This window comes from Bradyrhizobium sp. SZCCHNR1017, assembly GCF_032381375.1.
Lineage (GTDB): Bacteria > Pseudomonadota > Alphaproteobacteria > Rhizobiales > Xanthobacteraceae > Bradyrhizobium.
In genome coordinates this window covers 262,195-276,610 of sequence record NZ_JAUHIR010000006.1, presented here as the reverse complement: position 1 = coordinate 276,610, position 14,416 = coordinate 262,195, and the positions used below count along the sequence as shown (strand labels likewise).

Genomic DNA, 14,416 nt, shown 5'->3' with positions numbered 1-14,416 from the left:
CTCCCTCGAAAAAATCTCAGGAGGGACCGCACCGTCTCAGCCCATCCTGGCAACCCTACAGCATTGCGTCGGATGCTCGACTATCATTTTTCCATTCACACCGACGGAGACGACGATGCGCAAACCACGGGACTTTGATACCGAACTCAAGGCGCTTGGGGACAAGGCGCGTGACCTCAAGAGCCGTAAAGTGCAGCAGCTCGGTGAACTGGTCATCGCCACCGGGGCAGATGGCCTCAGCGTCGATGAACTGGCGGGCGGCCTGATCGTGCTGACTGAGACGAAAGATGCCGGAAAGAAGGAGGCTTGGGCCAGGCGCGGGGCCATGTTTTTTCAGGGACGAGCGCGGCGAAATGCACCGGCAACTGTCCGCGACACGGACGGCCCTCTGGCGCAACCGGGCAGCGCGCAACCGGCATCAGTCCGCAAGGGCGCGGCATGACATGCGCACGTGGCAGGTCGAGCGCCGCAAGCGGACGCGGCAACTCATCGAACTCGGCGGGCTCGTCGTCAAAGCCGGCATAGTGGACCTGACCGGCGATGATCGGGCCACCGTCCTCGGCGCGTTGCTTTGGATGGCCGACAAGCTCAGAGGCAGTCATGGCGAACGGGCGCGAGCGCTGTGGGCCGCAAAGGGGAAGCAGGCGTTCGAGGCCGACCCGGCAACATACAAGGAGACAGATCGAAGTGTTCCAGCAGTTCGTCGCTGACGCGCCACAAATCGCATATCAGCTGAGCGACTGCACGCCCGGAGCGACACTGGATAATGCGACTGGTGCGGGAAGCGGCGGCGGCCGAATTCACGATGCGCCAAACTCATCTGCGAATGCGATCGCAGCAGAAGGAATCCGCTCTTGCCGTCGATCCGCTTTGGCGTTGCTCTGTCCGGCGCAGGCTCGCGAAGCCGAGATCAATAATTCCGGAACAAATGTCGAACACTGTTTCACGCCAGCCTAAAAGCAACCGTCGGAGGGTGCCGATAGACAGGCAAGATTGCCGTCAAGTTGATCAACCACTATAGGGATTTGGTGCTCAAGGTGTTTGCGGTGTGATGCTCGAGCTCGCCCTGACATTCAATCGCAGCCTCGATCGTCTGCCGGCCGCCGAGCAGGCGGCAGCGAAGCAGGTTGCGTTCGACTACCTGGCCGATGCGACACGGCCCGGTCTTTCGCTGCACCGGATTGACCGGGCGCGCGACAAGCGATTTTGGACGGTTCGGGTCAACCGCGATCTCAGGATCGTTGTTTTCAAGGACGGCGGTCGGTCAATATTCTGCTACGTCGGGCATCATGACGATGCCTATGCGTGGGCGGAGCGACGCAAGTTCGAGGTGCACGCGACCACCGGCGCCGCGCAGATCGTCGAGATCGCGGAGATTGTCCGCGAGGAGATCCGGGTCGTCACGCGAGAAGTACCACGTCCAGGCATTCTTGCGAACGAGGATCCGGCCTACCTGCTGAGTCTTGGGGTTCCTGCAAGCTATCTCGATCTCCTGCGCGGTGTCGACGATGACGGCTTCCTCGATCTGCTGCCTCGCTTGCCGGAGGAGGCTCGCGAGGCGCTCTGGGCGCTGGCAACGGGACAACGGCCAGCTGCCCGTCCGGCCGACCTTAGTATCGCTGATCCGTTCTCCCATCCCGATGCGCAGCGCCGTTTTTGGGTGGCGACTGACGAGGAGGCACTTGCGCAGGCGCTGGAAAAGCCTTGGGCCGAATGGCTGGTGTTTCTCCACCCGTCGCAGCGGGCAGCGGTCGTCCGGAATTTCAATGGACCGGCACGCGTATGCGGTGCCGCCGGCACCGGCAAGAGCGTCGTGGCAATGCATCGTGCCGCGAATCTTGCCCATCAGTCGCAAGGCGGCCGCATCCTGCTAACGACCTTCTCAAAGGTGCTGGCCTCGCGGCTGTCGGAGGGCATGGACACATTGCTCGGTCCTGCTTCCAGCGCGCGCGCTCGGGTCGATGTCGCCCACCTTCACGCCTACGCGCATGGGCATGCGTCACGCTTCGGAAAACTGACCATCGCGGATGACCGCACGATCGATCAGTTGATCGCCGAGTCTCGCGGCAATCTAGACGCCGCGTTCGACGACCCATTTCTCCGTGCCGAATGGGATACGGTGATCGACTTCTGGGGCATTTCGTCGTTTGAGGGCTATCGCGACATACCACGCATAGGGCGTGGTATGGCGCTGTCGTCACGGATCCGGAGGCGACTATGGGACGTGTTCGCCGGCGTGATTGGCGGCTTGGCAGCCCGTAACTTGCACACATTCGGCCAGGTTTGCGACCGCTTGCGGGAGCGCATCGATGCCGCGGGTACGCGGCCATTTCAGCATGTGGTCGTCGACGAGGCACAGGATCTCGGGCCGCGTGAGTTGCGGCTCATTGCGGCGCTCGCGACGCCGGGCCCACGGGCACTGTTCTTCGCCGGAGATGTCGGGCAGCGCATTTTTCGGTGGCCGTTCTCTTGGTTTGCGGCTGGTGTCGACGTCCGCGGCCGTGCGCAGCGTCTCAAAGTCAATTACCGAACCAGCGCCGAAATCCACCGCTTCTCGAATGGTCTTCTGCCGGCGCACGTGACTGAGGTAGACGACGTAGCGGAGGAACGCGAGACGCTGTCTTTGTTGCGCGGTCCGGACCCGGAAATCAGGAGCGCGGCAGATCTTTCCGGCGAGATCGAAATTTTGGCAACTTGGCTCGCGGCGGCCCGCGAGCGAGGCATCGCTCCAGCCGAGATCGCGATATTCGCCCGCACCCGGAAAGCGCTGGAGGAGCGTGCTAGACCGGCACTCGCCCGCGTCGGCCTGAACTGCGCCTGGCTGTCGGTGGATCAGGAGATTGAGGGGGGAACCGTAACGCTGGCCACGCTTCATTCTGCGAAAGGGCTCGAGTTTCGAGCGGTAGCCGTCGTGTCGTGCAACGACGCGCAACTGCCCTTGCACCAGGCGCTTGACGCGGCGAAGGAGCCAGAGGCGAAACGGCTAATCGAAGAACGCGAGCTGAGCCTTCTCTATGTCGGTTGCACGCGGGCGCGCGACCAACTGCTCGTCTCGTGGTCAGACGAGCCCTCACGCTTCATCCGCCACGTTACAAAGTAGCCATCGCTGCAGCGCCGCGTTTCCACCCACTGGGGTGCGTCTACGACCCCGGAACCGCTCCGCCGAACAAAGTCTCGACGTCGCCTTGGCTCGTTGGCGGTGCCAGCATATGCCGTGAAAGCTGGCGCTTCTTCTCGATGAGGCGATCAAGCGCCTCGTCGAACGATCCCCCCGGAAAGTCGGGATGGACCGCCATAGGCAGATGGATCGTGACAGCCTTTGTCTGGCCGATGCGATAGACACGATCATTGCATTGATCTTCGACGGCCGGATTCCACCACCGGCTTAGGTGGATCACGTGGTTGGCGGAGACGATGTTCAGACCGACGCCGGCTGCCTTCGGTGAGAGTACGAGCAAACCGAAACCGTCCCGCGATAGCTCGAAAGCATCGACGATTGCCAAACGCTTTTCGCCAGGTGTTCCACCGTTAATGATCGCTGGCCTACGTTCGAGGTCGAATAACCTTGCGGCGCCCTTCGAGACGACCTCCTGCATGGCGATATCTTCGATGAATACCAGCGCCTTCTCGCGTCTTTGCGCAATTTCTCGCAAGATCTGCATCGTGGTCGACAATCGGGCCGACTGGCGAGCGAACGCTTCGAATCGCAGCCTCTCGGACGTGTCGGCGCCGGCAGGATCGTGCGGGTGCAAGGAGATTCCGCGCATCTCGTGCAGAATACGAAGCATGAATCCGGGCGCCCGTTTGTCGCCCTTATGCGCTTCAGCGATCAGCTCGCGATAGGCCTGCGCCTGTTCCGGAGGCATCGGGGTGGCGTATTTCTGTTCGCGCTTGTTGGGCAAGCCGTCTAGAATGTCGACTTTCATCCTCCGCTTCATCACCGCGGGAGCCCCGTCAATTGGCGTGTCGAGCGCCTTCTTGAGCTCGGTCAGCTTGTCGGGCGCATCTTCACGGTACGTCCTCGAAAAGGTCTTGAGGTCATCAAGGTAGCCCGGAACAAGGCGGTCGAAGATGCACCACAGGTCTTCCATCCGGTTCTCGATCGGTGTTCCAGTCAATCCCAAGACAAAGTCGGCGTTGAGTGTTCTCGCTGCCTTGGTGTTGAGCGTGTCCGGCGCCTTTACCTTCTGCATTTCATCGAACACGACGACGGCATAGGGTATTCTCGCAAACGCGCGCTCGTGATCGGTCAGCGTCTCGTAGGTTGTCAATATCCAATCCGAGCCGCGCAGCTTCGCCACATCGAGTGTCTCCCCCGGCTCGTCGCGATGCGAAGGGTCGAGCTTGATCTTTCGCAGCGCATGGCCGTACGCGTCGATCCGCTGGCCGAGGCCAACGACCGACAGGCGCTCGGCACATTCCCTTTCCCAGTTCTTGAGAAGTGCCGTGGGCGCGACCACGAGTAAAGGCCCGTCGGCCACCGACCCGATGCCGCGTCGTCTCGCGTTCCGAGAATTGCTCTTGATCCACGCTAGGAAGGCGAGTGTCTGATAAGTCTTGCCCAGGCCCATATCATCCGCGAGGAGCACACCAGGCCAACCCGCCCGCCAAGCACTCACCAGCCAGCGGAAACCCTCGTGTTGGTGAAGTTTTAGCGGTGTTTGACCCATACGATCCGTCGGCGGAGTTGGTTCAATCAGCGCTTCGCGGCGCCTCAAGGCTAGAAAATAGTCCTTGCCATCGAAATTGGTCTTCTTGATCACCAGTACGAGCCGCTCCGCTGGCTTGGAGTCGGCCTTGGCCGAACCGACTTTGACGTGATCCGTTGCGGTCGCGGTCCGTCGTCGCTCGTCCTCCAGGACTTTCGGGGCTGCGTCCAGGGGGATGGGGATGCCGCGTATGACGACGTGTGGATCGCCCCTTGCCTCCGCCGCTTCCACCTCGTCTTCGAGTTTCTTGAGCTCATCGACGCTGAGCGGCGGCGGATCGACCGGCGATCCGTCGGCGACCCAGCCGGCTTCGGGTAGCCATTGATTTGGTGCCCGCGTGAGCCATGGCAGGTACGGCCGCTGCCAAATGCCCAGACTATCGACGCGGTCGGAATAGTTCTTTGTGTCGATGAAAAGGATGGCCGTCGAAGTTTCGTCGGTGTCCGACCCGAGAGCTTCGCAGAGGACTGCACGCGGATTGCGTAGGAACGCAAGGCGCTCTTCCTGAGGGCCACTCCGTTTGGCTTTTACGACGTCGAGCGCGCGTTTCAACGCGGCATCGATTAGAACGTAACGGTTTTTTCCCAGCACATAGGCGTCCTTCGTAGCACCTGATTTTCTGATTGCCTGCTCGAGGAAAGCTCGATGGTCTTCGGAGGAGAGCAAAGCGTCGCTGAGGGGATCACGCAGCTCGGAGCCAGTGTAGGATTCCCCCGACGGATTGAGGCGATCGCGCAAGTCGTCGGCCGGCGCCTCGTCGAGCAGTGAGGCCGGCTTTTGGCGGCTCATAAGGATCGGCGTGAAGTCGATGCCCTCCTCGACCTGCTGAATATCCAACGCGAACGAGCCAGCCTGATATAGCGTGAACGTGCCGAGGTAGCCGTCGCGCTGTACCTCGGTGTCGGTAGCCGCGGCTAAGGCCGTTTGCATCGGCATCCAGCCGGCCACGCGCTCGTCAATTGGGCGCCCCTTCGTTCGGTTATATGCTTCGGCAGCCTCCGCAACACGGTATAGCGGAGCGGAAAGACGAGCCGCCTGCTCGCCCCATCGTAAGAGGACTCCCGTTCGTTCCGGTCGTAGCTGCCGGCCGGATCTGTCCGTCCAGCGTAGATGAATGCGCCCCTCGGGGCTTTCGATCCGTCCGTCCAACGCGACAGCAAGGCCGAGGGGAACGAGCGGGGGAAGGCCGATGCCATCGGCGATCTCAGGGCTGAGCGTCGCAGCCACCACCGATGGCAGCAGCACCTCAGTGTCCGTAGCCGTGGCCGCGCCGTCTTCAACTAGGTCTTTGACATTTCTGAGCACGCGGCGATCGTTCGCAATATCGTCCCAGTCAGCGTAGCGAATTGGTGATTTCTTGCCGAAAATCGACGCGTGCACCAGCGAGACGTGAATGCCGTTCAGATCGATCCGGCTGCGAAAGCGGGCCGCCATGTCAGCGCACACGGTATGCGTACTGCGGGATCCGTACGCCGATCATTTCCAGGAGCCGGCCCGCGACACGGTCCTGCCAAACGTAGTTTTCCGATCCGACATGGCTGAACATGTCGTGCCGATTGAGATTGGCTTCGCTCAGGTCCTTAGGAAGCGGGCGCCCGACATCGCTCGTCGTGTAGCTTTCGGCGTTCATATTCCTTGGCCGAGTCGGGTCTGAGTTTGGCCATATTGTGCAATATCCGGTGTGGCTCCAATCCGCGACGACGCACTGACCGAGATCCATCAGCAAGACCGCGTGTCCGCGGAGCACCTGCTTGCGCCCGCCACTGCGGAAAACTCCGAACCGAACGGCATCCCCAAAGGAACGCTTTGCTTCCGCAGCCCCATCAGAGCCAAACACGACCCAGGCATTTCGGATCAGCGACGGCTTATGATCGAAGTACGCTTGCCAGAATGCGCGACGATAGCGCCAATGAGACGGTTGGGCGATCTTGTCGAGCACGTCGAAGAATTGCCGTAGCGACTGCTCGGTAAGCCAGCGCTTCAAGATCTCTGCGACATCGTCCATTCCGATCCAACGGCCAGGGGCCACCCTCGGGTCGCCGAACTTGCCGACGAGAAAGCCGACCAGGAGATCACGATCGACGGCGGGCGGGACGCGATCGCCAAACGGGAGAACGACGGCTCGAGCCAAGCCTGCGCTGCAATCTTTGAAAATGAACGTGTCATCCGCTCGAAGGCACCAGCGGCGGATGATTTCCAGGCGACTAGTGGCGCTCGTCACCGTCGTCCCGCAGAGGTGATGCAGCCCGATGTCGTGAACCGTCTTGGCAAAGCCGCCTTCACGCAGTGCGCCGCCGAGACCTGCCGATTCAAGAAGTTGTTGCACGTTCCTTTCCTCGTTTAACGCTGTACGTGCAATCCGAAATGCCCCTTCCCTCCAGTCGAAAATGCCGAATTTTGTTTGTGCACGGTCCCAGGGGCTTCCTGCTTTCGGTGCGAAGGCGGCAAGAACGCCCGCGACGCGATCAAGGCGCGGTCGATCGGGTGCGAAATCGGCAAGGTACGCCGATGCAAGCTGGCGATAGGGTCTCGCCCGTTCCATGCGGGCCACTCGACCGAGTACCGCATCGAGCGCTTGGTCATGCTCGGCAATCGCCGGTCGCGTCGTCCAAAGGCACCACGCGATCTTATTCCAATCGCCGGGAACGGGCTCGTCGCCCTTTCGCATTGATAGAATGAACCGATCCGCCACGGTGTTAAGATCGGCCGTCGGCCTCCTGTCCATTCCTATGCCGGTTGCCGAAAGGGCCGCCGCAAGACGGGCAGTGCGGCTGGTGGCTGGCAAGGGCTGTACCATAAGCCGTCCACCGGCGAGGGCTCCGCGCAAGCTCATGGTGGCGAACCCCGGAGTTCCTGGATCGTTGTTCGCATGCTCAGGAGCAACGCACGCATGTCTTGCAGCCCTGGCGATGGATCCGTGTCCATCACGAAGCGCAGATCGATTCGGCGATTTTTCTTTCGAGCAATGTCGTTGGCCGCAGAATCGACGGGGCGCGTCGAGGAGTATCCAGCGACCGAGAAGATCTCTTCCTGAGCCCTATTGAGCATCTGTCTTAGATCTGGCGATGCCGCCATCAGCTCGCGGTATGTATTCGCGGCTCGATACGTCGAAAATGTCCAGTTCGAATCGTCAGGACCAGTACTATCCGTATGGCCTTCGACGAAAACAGTCTCTAGAGAGGGGGCGCTCTTCTTCGGACATGAGGGGCCGGACTGCGTCATTAGACAGGCCGCATATGGAGGCAGAATACGCCCGAGCACGCGCGCGATCTTATCGACGTTGGTCTTTGCTTGCCCAAAGAGAGTAGTATCGTTTGAGCGAAACAGAACGGCCTCTTCGGTCAGTCGAAGCACGCCGCTGGAGTCGACGACTTCGACGGCCAAGCCTTCTCGACGCAGCTGGATCTGAAGCTCTGTCAGGAGGCGCGAGCGGAGTTGACTTGCCTCCTGAATTTCGTGCATGCGCCGGCTAATACGCGTTTCGAGCTCATCAAGCTTTCGCCCGACCTCCTTGGCAACTTCGATCTTGTCCTGTTGCTCCTGGGTCTTGACTTCTTGCGTGTCTGTCTGCTGCCTGAATGCCAAAGCGAAGCTCATGAGAAGGATGATGAAGATAAACAGCATTCCGACCATCATGTCGGTCATGGAAACGAAATAGTTTTCGCCCTGGTTGAACTCTGACGCACCTGCGTCCTGTTCAAGAGCCATTACAATTCATCCTCTATTCTGCCGCTTGGGCTGGAGGAAACGTTCTGAGAAAGCCATCCATCGTTTCATGCAGCGCTTCAACGCTCTCGTTGAGGCCTGCCACGGCGCTGCTAACTTTGCTCAGGATCTCCTTCGTATGTTCATCGATGTCCTTGACGAAGTCTCGCATCGCTTCCTGATGACGTGATACCTCCGTATGGAAACGGTCTGCCGCCTTACCGAAGTCCTCGTCTACGTTCTTGAAGCGCGCCTCGTACTGGTCCCAGACGCGCCCGATCTGAGTGAGATGGGCGGAAAGCTGTTCCGCGACGGAGCGAGCGGCGTCCTCTGCCACCGACAACGCTCCGACGGAGCTCTCGATAGAAGCTGCCATGCGGTCGGTGGAGTTGGCGACGCGCTCCGAATGAACGAGCAGCGGCTGACTGGCCGAACGGACATCGCTGGCCGCTCGGCCGAAAGCGTCTGCGGTGTCGCGCGAGCGAGCGGTGACGGCATTAATCTGATCCGTTTGGCCGGCAATGGCGCCTGAGACCGCGCGAATAGTGCCCGATAGCTGTCCGATGTCGTCACGCAAACTCGCGACCACTTCGCGCATGCTCGAGAGCACAACCGCCGCGGTCTCTTGGCCTGCTTCGCGCGACACGCGTGCGCTCTCTCGCATCTGTCCGCCGATGTCGGCTTGGAGTGTCGCGAGTCCTGTTCCGAACGCGGAGGTCTGCGCCTCCAGCTTTTCGACGACGCTCGCCATTGCGGCGTCCACGGCTCCGGCGACCCCCGTAGCGGAGCCGCCGAGCGCCCGCGCTGCGTCGGTGACGACTTGGGTCATGGTATCGGCAGCCTTCGCGAGGTTGCTCGAGAAGTCGTTGCCTGAGCCAGCGAGGTCCTTCTGCGTCCGCTCGATACTTTCTCTTAGTCCGGTCAGCGTCCGGGCGACCTCTGTCAGCTCGCGGCCGGCCCCCTGGTTGAGGCTTTCCATAAAGGTACGGACCAGATCGTCGACCCCGGTCTGCGACGTCTGGGCGAGCGTTTTCACGGTGCGATCCAGGGTCTCAGAAATGGGGCTGATTGCATCTTGCATGGCGTGCTGGAGTCGCGGAGCGACGGTATCGCCAAGGCGCGCAAAGAAGCCCTCGCTGTTGATCTGCTTGAGCTCATCGCGCTGGGCCGCAAGCACGTTCAACGAGTCGGCAGCGACCCGCTGCGGCGGCTGGAATATCATCCGCTCTTCGAGCGCCCGCCCAAATCCATTGAAGGCCCCTTCGATCCAAATCTGATATGAGCGAAACAGCAGAGAAAGAAGTAGTGAGGATCCGAGGCCTGCAATCGATGTCGAGAACTTGAACGTGGCGGCCGCCAGCAATTCGCTTAAGGAGTTCGTCATTGCTTCGGCCGAGTGGGCCCCGGTGCTCGCCGCCGCCTTGTTTAGAGCGAGCACCAACCCGATGAACGTGAGCAGCAGGCCGAGGCCGACGAAGAAGCCTGGGATCGAGCCCATCATCTTCAGGCCAAAAAGGTATTCGCGCGCGTCGGCCAAGTTTATGAAGTTCTGGGGACGAACGGTGTTGTGTACAGCGTCGTCCCTGCGGATGGCAGTCTGCTCGAATTGGCGCCAAGCATGTCGAACGATCGCGTTTTGCGCAAGCCTCTCAGAAATGGCGTCGAATCTTGTCGCGAATCCGCGAAGATCTCTGTCCGGGCCGAGATCCCGTTTCGCGGTGTAGAGGGCGGCCCGAAGCAGCAGCACATGCGCAACGAAGATCGCGAATGCAAAGGCGAGCGCGAGCTGAACAATTGCCGAGGACAGTGCGAACGCGAAGCTTTGCTCGGCGACATGGTCGATATCACCGGCACGAACCTCGTTCAAAACGCTATCGACAAGCTGCCAGTTCGAGTACGGCGTTATGTGGGAAACGGCAGTCAGCCCAAAGCCCACGAGGCTCCAGAACAGCAAAAAACGAACTATACCGCTCCACAGCGTTGCTGACGCGAAGACTCTCAACCTGAACCCCCCATCGACCTTTTCAGCAGCTTACGAGTAGAGGGCTTAAAGGACAACCGTTGTTGCGAACATGCGCGTGGCCGCCACATCGGAGGGGAAAACTTCTGGGCCGATATGGCAAGGTATTGCAGGGGCTTACAGGCAGGCCCACCAACAACACGGCCACCGCTTCCGAAGATGGGATCGTCTTTGCTCGGGCCTTGCTATCGGGTGGTCGCAGCTATCTCTGATCCAGCCCACGTGGCGCCATTGGTGGGTCTGAGTCTCAGATAAGTGGCATCCCGTCAGGAGTAGGAGACTGAAAGCAACAGCAACGTATTGTCTCCCCATCTCCGTGCCGCTGCCAAAGCAGTCTCGGATGAAAATGCATCGCATGAAGCCTTCGCGTCTCGCGGGCTTTCACTGGTATGTGGATGCCAAGACGTTGGACAAAAGAGGGACGCCCCCAAGCTATATTTCCCCCCAAAACATGTCGGGACCCGCTTTCTTTCCCGACGGGTTCGTGCATTCTACCTTAGGGAGAGTGTGAGATGTCCGGCGCCTCGGGGGATAGCCTTACTGATCTTTCGCAGCTGGGTGACAAGCGCCTTGCTGAGATTTTTGAGCAGCAAGGTGATGATCCGAACGTTCTCGAAGCCCTGAACCACGAGCTGAAGAAACGAGACAGCGATCAGGCCTCCGAACTACACATGGAGGTGGCGAAAGCGCGCTTCTCTAAGTCAGCTTCTGTAGCCACGGACCCAATAACCAGACGACCCAGGAGCTCGCTAGGCGAATGGATCTGGACATTTCTGAATGCCAGGAGGTTGGCTGAACCCGATCAGCGGCCGCTTTATCGCTATCGGATGACTGATGGCGAATATGAAGACGCAAAGGGCATCCTTCGGCAACTTGCGGCGACGGGTCGTCTAGCGAATCCAGATCGTCATTCAGGTGCGATGTTCGTTTCATTTGGCGCCGAATGGTTCAGGCGTGAATCCAACTCCACATTTCACCGCTGGGATGACCTGGCTCCAGACATTTTTCCCTGGCTTGCCTACTCCAACAAACAGCAATTGACCCTCCTGGGTTTGAAATTCTGGCGCCGCGAGCTCCGGCGAGGTCCGCACGGGCGCGAGTTCTTGCTGACGCTGGCCCTCGAAGGAGGCTTTCCCGTCAGGATTCTAGCCGAGGGCGAACGGGGCTGGCTGAAGGATTACCTTCGGATCATCATGCGCAGGGCGATCGCGTCGAAAGTGAGTACCGAAGACGAGGTTCTCGCGATTGCTGAGGAAGAACGCGGGCGTATGCGTAAGGGGTATCAGCGCGATGAGTTCGTCGCGCTGTGCTCTGAACTCGCGGAGAGCCTTTTGCTGCTTCGGCATATCGCAGAGAATGAAGGTGCCCCCGGCGTCCGAAATACATTGATGCTCGATGCGAAATGCCCGGGCTGGCGCGAGGAACTGCCGATCTATCTCCCAGCTGAAGACGAGGCGCTCGCAGCCGAGCTTCTGACCGGGTTGCTCAACGAGAGAATGAGCGGTCCGGTCACTCACGGCGTCGAGGTCAGGCGCTATCTGGTTAAGAGGGGCGGCGAATGGCTTCCTGCGGTGCAGATATTGGCCGATGGCGAAATTCAGGCGTCGAAATTGCCGGAGCTATCGGGCCAGAGCCGAGCGCGGGTCATTCCAATGGGAGAGCTTGGCAATCACCTCACTGGCGAGCTGGCGCTGATGGAGCCTCCTGTCGGAGAACCTCGGCTTTGGCGTGTCCGTCCCTTCGCGCGGACAGGCAAGCTCCTGACGGGCTTTCCATTCAGTGCACCGGTCAATACGACCGTGACCTCGCCCGATCATGCGCCGTGCCACTGGACTTGGCCAGGAGGTGAAGCCCTGCGGTCTGATATCCTGGTGTTCCAACAGGACGAGGGATCGACACCTCAGGAACCGCTGCTCCGATTCTTGCGGGCTGGCTCGGTGAGCTCGCCGGCGAAGACACTTTACGCATTGGTTCCTGCCGAATGGATTGTGGAGCCGTCCTCTGAGACCTCAGTCACTGAAACATTGATCTCTTCGCTGGGACGCCGGCTCGTTTGTGTCGCTGGAGCGACCTACTTTTCGAGCGGAGATTTCGAATCCAGTCGTTTCAAAGTGGAACCAGATACGGACGGCGTCGACCGTGACCTCGAAATCAGCTCCGTGACGGCGGCGGAGATCGATCTCGCCGATGATCGTTGCGAGCTTGTGCCAACACCTGCCTATGTGCGGATCCGAGAGCAGGGAAGGCAGCCTCGGCCGCCTGTGAGTGGCGAATTGTTCGTTCGATGCCCGGGTGGCAAATGGGGGGCGCTGTCCGGACCCCTCCAGGGAGTCGGCCTAATCGAGCTCTCCTGGCGTGATCCAACTGCCAATTTTCAGATCGAGAAGCGCCTGCTCGCGCTTGTTCCGGGCGGAGCGCGCATAAGCGGTGTTCTGAAGGACGCAGTCAGCGGCGAGCTACGTCTTCAAGGCCTTGCTGGGTGGTCGGCATCCCTTCGGGACGCAGACTGCACCGTTGGGCAGGCGGATGCATCTACACTCTGGTTTCGATTCGCCGGACGCCCGACATATCGTCTTCCGATGCGATTACGGCCGCCGGCCGGTCCTGCCCTTGAGGTGGTCGTTTCGCTCGTCGGCCGCAACGCGGCCATCGCTCTTGCCAACAGCTCTCTCGTTACGCCTGGCTCCCGGATCGACTTCAGCTCGCTACGCGGGGCGTTAGCTATATCACCTCATCGCAAAGGCATTCATCTCGCGCCGAAGGGAGCAAAATCGACTGGACTGAGAACGGATGTCGATGGCGAGCTTCCTCTCGGGACATTGCGAAGCTCGATTGACGAGATGCTTGCCACGTTGCCAGGTCAGGACGACCTCGTGGAGCTCGAATTCATCGGTGACAATCGTCCACCAATCCGAATCAGCCGATATCGACTGGACAAGCTCACGATTGAAGCGGGTATCGTGCGATATTCCCTCCCGACTAATTCTCTGAGAGCTGTCCCAGTCGCGAAGATGATCCTAGATCCGCGGCGAGAGCACGCGCTTGAACCCGAGAGTGATGGACGATGGCGTATACCCGAGCGCTGCAAAGGTCTTTGCATCATCTATCTGCGGGATGGCGTAGACGTCGTATCGCGACCGGTCCCGATCATGCGACCGGGAATGCCCGCGATGTATGGTGGGGATCTGGTATCAACGCTCACGATTGCGGATTTCAACGTTCGTCAACGAGAAATTGCGGCAGCGCTGTCAAAGTTGGCGCGCGTACAAAACAAAAGTGACGACCTCACCTGGTTGCTAGACGTAGCGACCAATCTAAATGGTCTACCTCCCAGCGCGTTTGACGCGTTGAAGCTATTGCCATCAAACCCTGAGGCCTTGGTTTGCCTACTGCTGAATGCTCGCGACGCCGAGGAGCAGGGCACCGTCTGGTCGCTGCAGAATGAGCTTCCGTTTCTCTGGCTCGGCTTGCCCATGTCTGCATGGCAAAGCGCGCTACAGAACGATTACATATCTTTTGCACAAGCGCTCAAAGATGTCTTCGGCCCGGAGAGAGCTGCCGGCGAAGCCGCCGCGCGGCTTCGCCGCCTTCGCGACGAACTGACTGAACTGGAACCAGCCCTTGAAAAGATCTTCGGGCTCGCCGGTCTGTCGGGGACGGATTTAAAGAATTCAAAGGAGACGCCGTCGCTTAGTGACTTGACAAATGGCTATATCGTTTCTCAGTCCAGTCGCAGTGACGAGCCGCAAAATGACTATGCCGACCGATTGCGGTCGAAGGGCCTAAGACTTCCCGGCGAGATTGAAACCAAATCTCATGCGGACTTTGCGGGTCTCTTTGCGCCGGTTCTCCTGGCAGCGAGCGCCAGAGGGAGGATCTCGCTTGATCGCGAGATGGCGCTGCTCGCGCGACGTACGCTCCGCGAGGACCCGGCCTATGTTTCGATGGCCTGGCGCCGTCTGGTCGACTTCTACAGCTAAGA

The 14,416-nt window shown here is 60.1% G+C and carries 8 protein-coding genes; 4 read left to right on the top strand and 4 right to left on the bottom strand.

The features are described from left to right. The first annotated feature begins 115 nt into the window (after nt 1-115). The 3 genes from QW863_RS17605 (at nt 116) to QW863_RS17595 (ending at nt 3,100) form a co-directional block, all read left to right on the top strand. Nucleotides 116-442: a conjugal transfer protein TraD gene (locus tag QW863_RS17605; RefSeq protein WP_315715098.1), complete on the top strand. Its 327-nt coding sequence runs from the start codon at nt 116-118 to the stop codon at nt 440-442. Nucleotide 443: 1 nt separating this feature from the next. Continuing rightward, complete coding sequence (locus tag QW863_RS17600; RefSeq protein WP_315715099.1) at nt 444-710, top strand: conjugal transfer protein TraD; 267 nt, start codon at nt 444-446, stop codon at nt 708-710. Nucleotides 711-1,051: 341 nt separating this feature from the next. Next, nucleotides 1,052-3,100, top strand: coding sequence for a 3'-5' exonuclease (locus tag QW863_RS17595; protein WP_315768071.1), 2,049 nt, complete (start codon nt 1,052-1,054; stop codon nt 3,098-3,100). Between the two features lie 40 nt (nt 3,101-3,140). Here QW863_RS17595 and QW863_RS17590 read toward each other — a convergent pair whose 3' ends face one another. From QW863_RS17590 to zorA, 4 genes are read right to left on the bottom strand one after another with little or no spacing between them, the layout of a single operon-like run. Further along, nucleotides 3,141-6,143 carry a DEAD/DEAH box helicase gene (locus QW863_RS17590; protein ID WP_315715101.1) on the bottom strand — a complete coding sequence of 1,001 codons (3,003 nt, stop codon included), beginning with the start codon at nt 6,141-6,143 and terminating at the stop codon, nt 3,141-3,143. Nucleotide 6,144: 1 nt separating this feature from the next. Continuing rightward, on the bottom strand, nt 6,145-7,506 hold the full coding sequence (locus QW863_RS17585) for an EH signature domain-containing protein (protein WP_315768069.1): 1,362 nt from the start codon (nt 7,504-7,506) through the stop codon (nt 6,145-6,147). 32 nt (nt 7,507-7,538) lie between these two features. Beyond that, nucleotides 7,539-8,417, bottom strand: coding sequence for a flagellar motor protein MotB (locus QW863_RS17580; RefSeq protein ID WP_315715103.1), 879 nt, complete (start codon nt 8,415-8,417; stop codon nt 7,539-7,541). A gap of 13 nt (nt 8,418-8,430) precedes the next feature. Beyond that, a complete protein-coding gene (gene zorA / locus QW863_RS17575) occupies nt 8,431-10,416 on the bottom strand; it encodes an anti-phage ZorAB system protein ZorA (protein ID WP_315715104.1) in 1,986 nt (661 codons plus the stop codon). A 530-nt stretch (nt 10,417-10,946) separates the two neighbouring features. On the opposite strand from zorA, the gene QW863_RS17570 reads away from it, so the two are divergent. After that, nucleotides 10,947-14,414 (top strand): STY4851/ECs_5259 family protein, encoded by a 3,468-nt coding sequence (locus QW863_RS17570; protein WP_315715105.1) that lies wholly within the window; start codon nt 10,947-10,949, stop codon nt 14,412-14,414. Nucleotides 14,415-14,416 lie beyond the last annotated feature (2 nt).

Coding starts and splice junctions, on each gene's coding strand:
- QW863_RS17595 (WP_315768071.1), top strand. CDS start 1,052: ATGCTCGAGCTCGCCCTGACATTCAATCGCAGCCTCGATCGTCTGCCG.
- QW863_RS17590 (WP_315715101.1), bottom strand. CDS start 6,143: ATGGCGGCCCGCTTTCGCAGCCGGATCGATCTGAACGGCATTCACGTC.
- QW863_RS17600 (WP_315715099.1), top strand. CDS start 444: ATGCGCACGTGGCAGGTCGAGCGCCGCAAGCGGACGCGGCAACTCATC.
- QW863_RS17605 (WP_315715098.1), top strand. CDS start 116: ATGCGCAAACCACGGGACTTTGATACCGAACTCAAGGCGCTTGGGGAC.
- QW863_RS17585 (WP_315768069.1), bottom strand. CDS start 7,506: ATGGTACAGCCCTTGCCAGCCACCAGCCGCACTGCCCGTCTTGCGGCG.
- QW863_RS17580 (WP_315715103.1), bottom strand. CDS start 8,417: ATGGCTCTTGAACAGGACGCAGGTGCGTCAGAGTTCAACCAGGGCGAA.
- QW863_RS17570 (WP_315715105.1), top strand. CDS start 10,947: ATGTCCGGCGCCTCGGGGGATAGCCTTACTGATCTTTCGCAGCTGGGT.